This window comes from Streptomyces sp. UNOC14_S4 (assembly GCF_020740835.1).
GTDB lineage: Bacteria > Actinomycetota > Actinomycetes > Streptomycetales > Streptomycetaceae > Streptomyces.
Genome location: NZ_JAINFC010000313.1, coordinates 1 through 9106, shown reverse-complemented (window position 1 = coordinate 9106; position 9106 = coordinate 1). Strand labels below are relative to the sequence as shown.

Here is a 9106-nt window from a genome sequence, read left to right as displayed (position 1 = left end):
CATCCAGCCGATGCTCGCCACCCCCGGCCCCCTCCCCGTCGAGGGCGAGGACTCCGCATGGGGCTTCGAGGTGAAGTGGGACGGCGTACGCTGCGTGGTCAACGCCTCCGGCGAAGGCGCGCTCCAGCTGGTGACCCGGGCCGGGAACGACGTGACCGTCACCTACCCCGAGTTGCGCGTGCTCGGCGAGCGGTTCCGCCGCCGCACCGCGGTCCTGGACGGCGAGATCGTGGTGCTGGGCCCCCAGGGGCAGCCGGACTTCGCCCTGCTCCAGCGCCGGATGGGCGTCATGAACCCGCGCCGGGCGGCACAGCTGGCCATGGAGTACCCCGTCCACCTGATGCTCTTCGACGTCATGCACCTCAACGGCCGGTCCCTGCTCGCCACCGCCTACCACGAGCGCCGGGCCGTCCTGGCCGGACTGGGGCTGGGCGGCCCGCACTGTTCGGTGCCCGCCCACATGGAAGGGCACGCGCTGCGGGCCTGGCACGCCACGCTGAAGGGCGGCTTCGAGGGTGTCGTGGCGAAACGGCTCACGTCCGTCTACACACCGGGCGTTCGTTCACCCGATTGGCGCAAGACCAAGCATGTGAACACCATCGACGTGATCATCGGCGGCTGGTCGGAGGGCCGCGGCATGCTCGGCGGGCTGCCCGGCTCCGTCATCGTCGGGGTGGCGGAGCCGGGCGGGCTGCGGTACACCGGTTCCGTCGGCTCGGGCATGTCCGAGCGGGAGCGGCGGGAGCTCGCCCGCTATCTCGACGTCGTGGCGCGTCCCGACTCGCCGTTCGTGGAGCCGGTCGACGTGCCCGGGGCGCACTGGGTCGAGCCCAAGCTGGTCGCCGAGGTCACCTTCTCCGGCTGGACGCCCGCGGGCCACCTCCGGCACCCCGTCTGGCACCGGCTGCGCCCGGACCTGACCAGGCTCGGCTGAGCCGCGTACCGGACGGTCACGGCAGCGTGGCGCGCGTGGCGTCACCGGTGAGCGGCGCCAGCAGGTCCCCGTATCCGGCGACGCGTTCGAGCACCTGCTCCGGGCCGAAGGAGAGCTCTCCCGGCTCCCGGCACGCCGCGACCTCGTCCCAGGCGACCGGGGCGGCCACCCCCGGCCGTTCCCGCAGCCGGACGGTGTACGGGGCGGCGGTGGTCTTCGCGCTCGCGTTCTGCGACCAGTCGATGAGCACCTTGCCGCGGCGCTCGATCCGGGCCATGGACACCACCACGAGCCCCGGGTGCTCGCCCATCATGCGTTCCGCCAGCTCCCTGGCGTACGCGGAGACGGCCCGCCCCGGGGCCGGGCGCAGCGGGGCGTACAGGTGCAGGCCCTTGGCGCCGGAGACGACGGCGTGGGCGGTGAGCCCGTCGGCGTCGAGGAGCTGCCGCAGCCGCTGGGCGACCCGGCAGCAGACGACCAGGTCGGTGCCCGGCCCGGGGTCGAGGTCGAGGACCAGGCGGTCGTGCGCGCCGGGCCCCGCGGCGGCCTTCCACTGCGGGACGTGGATCTCGTACGCCCCCAGGTTCGCCATCGCGATCAGCGCGGCGGCGGAGTCGACCACGACCTGCTCGGTGACCCCCTCGCGGTGCTCCACCGGCACCACCGTCACCCAGCCCGGCGCGCCGCCCGGCGGGTTCTTGGCGATCCAGGACTGGCCCTCCGCCCCCTCCGGGGCGCGGACGAAGGACGCGGGGCGGCCGGCGGTGTGCGGCACCATGACGGCGGCGATCTGCGCGTAGTAGCGCAGCACCTGGGCCTTGGTGTGGCCCGTGGCGGGGAACAGCACCCGGTCGAGGTGCGAGAGGGACAGCCGGTGTCCCTCGATCCGCACCGCCTGCCGCTCCGAAGATGCGGGCATAAAGTAGGAATTCCCCGCGGAGGGAACAAATTATGCGAACCATGTGGAAGGGTGCAATCGGCTTCGGCCTCGTCTCCGTGCCCGTACGGCTGTACGCCGCGACGCAGGAGCACGGCCTCAAGCTGCACCAGGTCCACGACGCGGACGGCGGCCGGATCCACCTCAGACGGCTCTGCGAGGTGTGCGGCGAGGAGGTCGACTACGAGCACCTCGCCAAGGGCTTCGAGGACGACGAGGGGCACACCGCCGTCGTCACCCAGCAGGAGCTGTCCGGGCTGCCGCTGCCCAGCAAGAAGCTCATCGACGTCCTGGCCTTCGTCGACTCCGCGCGGATCGACCCGCTCCAGCTGACGAACTCCTACTACCTGGCGCCGGAGAGCGCGGCGGCGAACAAGCCGTACGTGCTGCTGCGGGAGACCCTCAAGCAGACCGACCGGGTCGCCGTGACCAAGATCGCGCTACGCACCCGGGAGTCGCTCGCGCTGCTGCGGGTGCACGACGAGCTGCTGACCCTCCACACCATGTACTGGCCCGACGAGATCCGCGACAGCGAGGGGCTGGCCCCGCCGTCCTCGGTGACGGTGCGGCCCCAGGAACTCAAGATGGCCACGAGCCTGATGGACACGCTGTCCGAGGACTTCGACCTCGCCGCGCTGGAGGACGAATACGAGACCGCACTGGGCGAACTCATTTCCGCCCACCTGTCCGACAAACCCGCGCCGTCGAGAAAGGCCACCACCCCGGCGCCCGACAATGTCATCGACCTCATGGCCGCGTTGCAGGCGTCCATCGATTCCGCGGCGAAGAAGCCCGCCGCGGAATCCGCCGGAAGCCGGTCGGCCGGGAAATCCGCACGGAGTTCACGGAGTCCGCGGAGCCCGCAGAGTCCGGCGAAGAAATCCACGCGCGCGAAGCAGACGTCCGCGAAGCAGGCGTCCGCCAAGAAGGCGGCACCCTCAGCCGCTTCCTCCCGTAGCGGGAAGAGCACGGCCGAGAGCACCGCCTCGGGGGGCGCCGCCACCAAGGGGGCCAAGAAGACCACGGCGAAGAAAACCGGCCGCCGGGCTTCCTGACGCACCCTCGGCACTTTCACCCCAGGGTCATCGCACGTTCGCCTCCGCCTCTTCCGCTTCCGCCTCTTCACGGGGCAGTGCGGCCAGCTCCGTGCGCGCCTTCTCGACCAACCCCTCGGAACAGCACTTCTCGGCCTCGGCGAGACCCTCGCGGAGCCGCTCCCCGGCCTCGGCGGTACGGCCGAGTGCGCGCAGCGCTGCGCCGTGGTCCACCAGGGCGGCCGCGAATTCGTACCGGCACGGGGACCTGCGCAGCTGGGTCACGGCCCGGCCGAGCTTCCGCTCCGCCTCCTCGGGGTCGGCGGCCACTCTCGCCGCCAGGCGGAGCGCCTCGCCGACGGCGGTGTCGGTGCCGAAAATGGCGGCGTTGCGCACGGCCCGGTCGGCGAGGGCCTTCGCGCGCTCGGGGTCGTCCGACGCGACCGCGACCGCGAGATCGAGCGCCCAGGGTGCCCAGAGGGTGTTGTGCCTGCCCCGCTCCTCGAGTTTGCGGCCCGCGGCCTCCAATTCGGCGATGGCCTCCTTCGTCCGCCCCGTGGCGAGCAGCAGCCGACCGGCCAGGCACGCCGCGTCCGGGAGGATGACCGCCGGGGAGTAGGGAGCGCGGAATCCGTTCTCCTCGGCGACGGCCCAGGCCGCGTCCACATCGCCGCGCGCCAGCAGGATGTCGATCAGCGAGCAGATGCTGTCCCACTTGATGGCCAGGTTGGGACCGAGGCGTTTGGCCAGTTTCAGTGACTTCCGCACCAGCTCCTCGGCGTGGTCGAGCTCACCGCGCCGCCGGAACACCATGCCGAGGAAGTGGTTGGCGAAGGCCAGGTGGGCGCCGCGCCAGCCGGAGACCTCGAAGTCGCTCACGGCCTCCTTGAACAGTTCCTCCGCCTGGTCCAGCCGGTCCGTGTAGGCGAAGACGATGCCGAGCATGCAGGGGAGTTCGAAGCCCCACTCGCTGTTCGTCCAGTTCAGGCCCTTGGGCAGATGGCCGTCCACCAGGATGCGGTCGACGAGCTCGATGATGCGCACCGCGTCCTCGCCCCGGATCAGGGCGTCGAAGGCGCGGAGCGTGAGCAGCGCGCGCTCGGCGTTGTCCCGGCCGGGGAGGTGGTCGGCGAGCTCGGAGATCCGCTGGGACCTGTCGAGGGAGTCGTCCTCGTCGACCTGGGTGCCCTGCCACAGGTAGTACGCGGCCTGCAGCCGCATCCGGCCCGGCCCCGCCGGCGTCCGCGCGGCCTCCGTCAGGAGCACCTCCGCGGCCTCCCTGGGCTGGTTGCTGTGGGCGTACGCCTGCGAGAGCCGGTAGGTGGCGTCGACCCGCAGCTCGTCGGAGAGGTCCGGCAGGGCGAGGGCCGCCCTCAGGTGGTTGATCGTGGTCGGCGGTGAGGTGAGCAGTGTGGCGCTGCCCAGCTCGTAGAGCACCGAGGCCCGCTCCTCCTCGGGCGGGGGCTCGCGCAGCGCCCGCTCCAGGCAACGGCGGGCCGCGTCGGGGGCGCCGACGGCGAGGTGTTCGCGCGCCGCCTCCCGCAGCTTTCCCACCAGCTCGGAGTCGTCGTCGGGGTGGACCTCCAGCAGGTGCCGAGCGGCCGCCGCCGCGCTCTGCCCGGCCTCGGTGACCGCCCAGGCGGCCTGGCCGTGCATGGCGGTGCGGGTGGCCGCCGGGATCGCCCGGTAGAAGGCGGTGCCGATCAGCGGGTGGACGAACTCCAGGTCGGTCGAGCCCTTGAGGATACGGGCCTTGCGCAGCTTGTCGGCACACTCCTCGGCCTGCGCCGGGCCCATGGCGGCGAGGTTCGCGGCCATGGACGGCGAGATCTCGGTGCCGAGGATGGCGGCGGCGTACGCGAACCGGAGGACCGGGGCGCCGAGCTGCTCGACGGCGGACACCAGACCGCTGCCGCGCGTCTCCGAACCCAGGCCGCGCAGGTGCGCGGCGGACTCCTCGACCGGCTTCAGGTTGCGGTCCTGCGACTTGGCGATGAGCTCGACGGCCTCGAAGGGGTTGCCTCCGGTGACCGCCCAGACCTCCCTGCAGAACGGGTCGTCCGCCTCGTCGCCGTACGCGTCGTGCACCAACTGGGCGACGGCGTCGGGCGTCAGGGCCCGCAGCTGCACGGGGCGGCTGGTGCGGCCGTTGACCAGTTCGCGGAACTGCGGCGCGTGATCGGGCAGTTCGTGCTGCCGGTAGGCCACGACGGCGAGCATCGGCGTCTCGCGCAGCCGCACGGCGAAGGCGGTGAGCCAGGAGAGGGACTCGGCGTCGGCCCAGTGGGCGTCGTCGATGACGAGGACCACCGACCCTCTGGTCGTGGCCAGTTGGGCGACGAGCCAGTCGAGACCGTCACGGACGCCTTGGGGGTCCTGCTGCTGCCCGGCCGGCGGGACAATACCGAGGGCGGGCCCGACGATGCCGTGCCATTCGCCGAGGAGCTCCTGCCGCTCGTCCGGCGACAGCTCGGCGAGGATCGGCTGGATCAACTGCCGGATGACGTGGAACGGCACGGACCGCGCCGACTCGCTGCCCCGCGCGAAGAGCACGGTGCACTGGCAGTTCTCCGCGGCGTGACGCCGGATCTCGGTGAGCAATGCGGTTTTGCCGAGGCCCGCTTCGCCGCTGTAGAGCAGCAGGTCACCGAGCCGGGTCCTCCCTTCTGCAACGTGCCCGCACAGGCGGTGCACGGCCTGCCTCGCTGTCTTGAGCTCGAGCTCGCGCTCGAACAGGGCGGCGGAGGCGTTCTGTTCACGCTGAGGCCCTGACATGGCGATGTCTCCCAGGGGATGTGGTGGGGTGAGCCTAACTCCCCCGGCGAGGCCACGTGCAGCGTTCGCCGGACCCACCACTCGGGAGCGTGACCTTCACGCCTGGACTGGACCGGACCGGATCATGACGTCCGAAAATAGTCGAACTTCCATCCGGGCCATTCGGACGCACATTCGGAATTTATTGCATGGGGCATTATGGAGGCTTTCGAATTTCCTCGTCAGCCCAATCAGCGAATATGACAACTCCACGCCGGAGCGCCTCACGACCGGCTACGCTCCATGTCGCGCAACGGGCCGTGACGACCACGGAACGCTGCGGACAAGTGCTGCGCTGCCGCCGCTTTCCGGGAACGCGGAGTCCGAGTACGCCGATGTACGCCGAGTACGTGGAGTACGCGGAGTCCGACGAACCCGGAGAACGCGCGCCCGGCACCCGTGCCTTTCCCGACAGTTCCGAGGATCCCGATGGTTGGTACCGGTTCGTCCGTTCAACGGCGGCCCGCCTCCGCTCTGATATGGCTGATCTCCCCACTGGTGCTGGCGGTATGCACGGGGGCGGCCATTCTCGCCGTGACCCCACAGGCCCGTACGCCGGTGGCCTGGTGCGGCTCCTCGGCCACCGTGGCGGTGGCACTGGCCTCCTCCGAGGCCGCCCGGCGCGGACGGGTGATCGCCAACCTCCGGCGGCGCTCCGCCGAGCAGGAGGCCGGTCTCCGCCGCCGACTGGACCAGCACGAGGCGGAGACCCGGCGGTTGGCCAAGGAGCTGCTGCCCAAGGCGATCCACCTGCTCCAGCGGGGCGAGCCCACCGAGGTCGTCCTGCGGCACACCCTCCCGGTCCACGACCTGGAGCCCGGCTACGCGGCCGCCCACCGCTCGGTCCTGAAGTCCGTCATCGAGGCGGTGCAGGCGGAGGAGGGCCTGCGCGACTCCGCGCAGCGCGCCTTCGTGAACATCGCCCGCCGCGTGCAGGCCATCGTCCATCAGCAGGCCTACGACATCCGGGAGATGGAGCACAAGCACGGCAACGACCCCGACGTCTTCGGCGACCTTCTCCACCTCGACCACGGCAACGCCCTGACCGGCAGGCTCGCCGACAGCATCGCGGTGCTCGGCGGCTCCCGCCCCGGCCGCCAGTGGCGCAACGAGATCCCCCTCTACAACGTGCTGCGCGGCGCCATGTCGCGGATCCTGGAGTACCGGCGGGTCGACCTGCACTCGGTGGCGGACGTCGCCGTGGTCGGACCCGCCGTCGAACCCGTGATCCACGCGCTGGCCGAACTGCTGGACAACGCCACGCGCTACTCCCCGCCGCAGACCCGGGTGCACCTCACCGCCGTGGACATCCAGTCCGGCATCGCGGTCGAGATCGAGGACGCGGGCGTCGGCCTGACCGACGACGCCCGCCGCCGCACCGACCGGGTGCTCAACCGCGAGGGCGCGCTGGACCTGGACGACCTCGGCGAGGCGCCCCGGCTGGGCCTGGCGGTGGTCAGCAGGCTCGCCCGCGACTACAACTTCCTGGTCTCGCTGCGCCCCTCCGCCTACGGCGGGGTGCGCGCGGTGCTGGTCATCCCCATGGACCTGATCACCGCGAGCAAGCACCCCGGCGGCGACATCGCGCGCGCCCCCAAGCTTCCGCCGTTCAAGTCCAAGCGCCGGCCCGGCCAGAAGATCCCCGCGCCCGGCCCCGAGGCCCCGCCGCCGATGATGGAGCACCTCGTGCCGCCGCCGCTCGGGGACAGCGGACTGCCGCAGCGCCGACGGCGACGCGGCCCCGCGCCCCTGCCGTTCGGCCGCGCGGCGGCCGCCCAGCGGGAGCGGGAACGCGAACGGGCGGAGACCACGAGGCCGGCCCGGCAGACCGGTCCGGAGGAGCCCCCCAAGCAGCCCGGCATGTGGCTGGGCGCCTTCACCAGAGGCATCAACGGGGAGCCCTCGGAGCGGGACGCCGCCCGGCCGGACAGTGACATCCCGTCAGACAAGGAAGAGTAGCCAAGTGACGCAGCCGCGGTTCAACATGGACTGGATGCTCAAGGACCTGGCAACAGGTGTTCCGCAGACCCGCCACGTGATCGTGCTGTCCTCGGACGGCCTGCGCATGGCCCAGTACGGCACGGACCCCGACGCCGCGGACCGCCTGGCCGCCGCCTGTGCCGGCCTGCAGAGCCTCTCGACCGCCATCGCCGCCGAATTCCCGCACGGGGACGGGCAGATGCGCCTGGTCGTGATCGAGGTCGACGGCGGATTCTTCTATCTGATGGCCGCGGGGTCCGGGGCGTTCCTCGCGGTGCTGGCCGATGACGACGTGGACGCCGAGCTGATGGGCATGCGGATGCGGGACCTCGTGGCCCGGATCGGCTCGCACCTCACCAGCCCGCCGCGGGTCGGCGGTCCCGTGACATGAACGAGCTCGGACCCGAGGACCCGTCGACCGTGCCCGGCAGCCCGGACCGGCTGTACATCCTCACCGGCGGCCAGGCACGCGCGGGGAAGAAGACGGAGCTCGACCTGGTGACACTGATCGTGTCCCGGACGGAGACCGACCCCGGGCTCCAGCCCGAGCACGCCGCCATTGTGAGGATGTGCGACTACCCGCTGTCCGTCGCCGAGATATCCGCCTACTTGGAGCTGCCCGTCAGCACCCTGACGCTCCTGCTCACGGAGCTGCTGACGCGCAACCAGGTGGAGGCCCGGCCGCCGGTGCCCGCGGCCGCCCTGCCCGACGTCCAACTTCTGGAGGCGGTGATGAATGGACTGCAACGGCTCTGACATCCGCGGCCTCGACATCCACGCGGGGCCACGGAGCGAGGACGTCCTGCCGGCCTCGGCCACCGCGGCCGTCAAGGTGGTCATCGTCGGCGGGTTCGGGGTCGGCAAGACCACCCTGGTGGGCGCGGTCAGCGAGATCCGGCCGCTCACCACCGAGGAGACGATGACCCAGGCGGGCGTGGGCGTCGACGACCTCGCCGGGATCGAGCACAAGACCGAGACCACCGTCGCCATGGACTTCGGCCGGATCAGCATCAACGAACAGCTGGTGCTGTATCTGTTCGGCACCCCGGGACAGGAGCGCTTCTGGTTCCTGTGGAACGGCCTCTTCGAGGGCGCCCTCGGCGCGGTCGTGCTGCTCGACACCCGGCGCCTCGAAGTCAGCTACGACGTGATCGGGCAGCTGGAGGAGCGCGGCGTCCCCTTCGTCGTCGGCGTCAACCGCTTCCCCGAGTCCCCCACCTACCCCATGGCCCAACTGCGGGCCGCGATGGACCTCGACGAGGCCGTGCCCATGGTCGAGTGCGACGCCCGTGACCGGGCCTCGTGCCGCGACATCCTGCTGACCCTCATGCGATACCTCTACACGCTCACGACCGTCTCCCCGGAGCACCAGTGAACCTCCCCCCAGAGAACTCCCGCGCCGACGCC

At 71.6% G+C, this 9106-nt stretch carries 8 protein-coding genes; 6 read left to right on the top strand and 2 right to left on the bottom strand.

Annotated elements, in window-relative coordinates:
* Position 1: 1 nt before the first annotated feature.
* Positions 2-934, top strand: coding sequence for a non-homologous end-joining DNA ligase (ligD, locus tag K6I34_RS24565; protein ID WP_229328516.1), 933 nt, complete (start codon positions 2-4; stop codon positions 932-934).
* A 16-nt stretch (positions 935-950) separates the two neighbouring features.
* Here ligD (K6I34_RS24565) and ligD (K6I34_RS24560) read toward each other — a convergent pair whose 3' ends face one another.
* The gene (gene ligD, locus K6I34_RS24560; RefSeq protein WP_229328515.1) at positions 951-1853 is read right to left on the bottom strand and encodes a non-homologous end-joining DNA ligase; all 903 of its coding nucleotides are present in this window, start codon (positions 1851-1853) and stop codon (positions 951-953) included.
* Positions 1854-1894: 41 nt separating this feature from the next.
* Between ligD (K6I34_RS24560) and K6I34_RS24555 the strand changes: the two genes are divergently transcribed.
* Positions 1895-2926, top strand: a complete 1032-nt coding sequence (locus K6I34_RS24555) for a Ku protein (protein WP_229328514.1) — start codon at positions 1895-1897, stop codon at positions 2924-2926.
* Between the two features lie 27 nt (positions 2927-2953).
* Here K6I34_RS24555 and K6I34_RS24550 read toward each other — a convergent pair whose 3' ends face one another.
* On the bottom strand, positions 2954-5680 hold the full coding sequence (locus K6I34_RS24550; protein ID WP_229328513.1) for an AAA family ATPase: 2727 nt from the start codon (positions 5678-5680) through the stop codon (positions 2954-2956).
* Between the two features lie 468 nt (positions 5681-6148).
* Between K6I34_RS24550 and K6I34_RS24545 the strand changes: the two genes are divergently transcribed.
* Genes K6I34_RS24545 through K6I34_RS24530 form a run of 4 tightly spaced genes read left to right on the top strand, consistent with a single transcriptional unit; the run spans position 6149 to position 9074 of the window.
* Entirely contained in the window at positions 6149-7678 is a 1530-nt protein-coding gene (locus K6I34_RS24545) for an ATP-binding protein (RefSeq protein WP_229328512.1), read from the top strand.
* A gap of 25 nt (positions 7679-7703) precedes the next feature.
* On the top strand, positions 7704-8090 hold the full coding sequence (locus K6I34_RS24540; RefSeq protein ID WP_238489693.1) for a roadblock/LC7 domain-containing protein: 387 nt from the start codon (positions 7704-7706) through the stop codon (positions 8088-8090).
* Positions 8087-8455, top strand: a complete 369-nt coding sequence (locus K6I34_RS24535) for a DUF742 domain-containing protein (protein ID WP_229328511.1) — start codon at positions 8087-8089, stop codon at positions 8453-8455. The genes K6I34_RS24540 and K6I34_RS24535 overlap by 4 nt, the downstream gene beginning before the upstream one ends.
* On the top strand, positions 8436-9074 hold the full coding sequence (locus K6I34_RS24530; RefSeq protein WP_229328510.1) for an ATP/GTP-binding protein: 639 nt from the start codon (positions 8436-8438) through the stop codon (positions 9072-9074). The genes K6I34_RS24535 and K6I34_RS24530 overlap by 20 nt, the downstream gene beginning before the upstream one ends.
* Positions 9075-9106 lie beyond the last annotated feature (32 nt).

Coding starts and splice junctions, on each gene's coding strand:
- K6I34_RS24550 (WP_229328513.1), bottom strand. CDS start 5,680: ATGTCAGGGCCTCAGCGTGAACAGAACGCCTCCGCCGCCCTGTTCGAG.
- ligD (WP_229328515.1), bottom strand. CDS start 1,853: ATGCCCGCATCTTCGGAGCGGCAGGCGGTGCGGATCGAGGGACACCGG.
- K6I34_RS24540 (WP_238489693.1), top strand. CDS start 7,704: ATGGACTGGATGCTCAAGGACCTGGCAACAGGTGTTCCGCAGACCCGC.
- K6I34_RS24530 (WP_229328510.1), top strand. CDS start 8,436: ATGGACTGCAACGGCTCTGACATCCGCGGCCTCGACATCCACGCGGGG.
- K6I34_RS24535 (WP_229328511.1), top strand. CDS start 8,087: ATGAACGAGCTCGGACCCGAGGACCCGTCGACCGTGCCCGGCAGCCCG.
- K6I34_RS24545 (WP_229328512.1), top strand. CDS start 6,149: ATGGTTGGTACCGGTTCGTCCGTTCAACGGCGGCCCGCCTCCGCTCTG.
- K6I34_RS24555 (WP_229328514.1), top strand. CDS start 1,895: ATGTGGAAGGGTGCAATCGGCTTCGGCCTCGTCTCCGTGCCCGTACGG.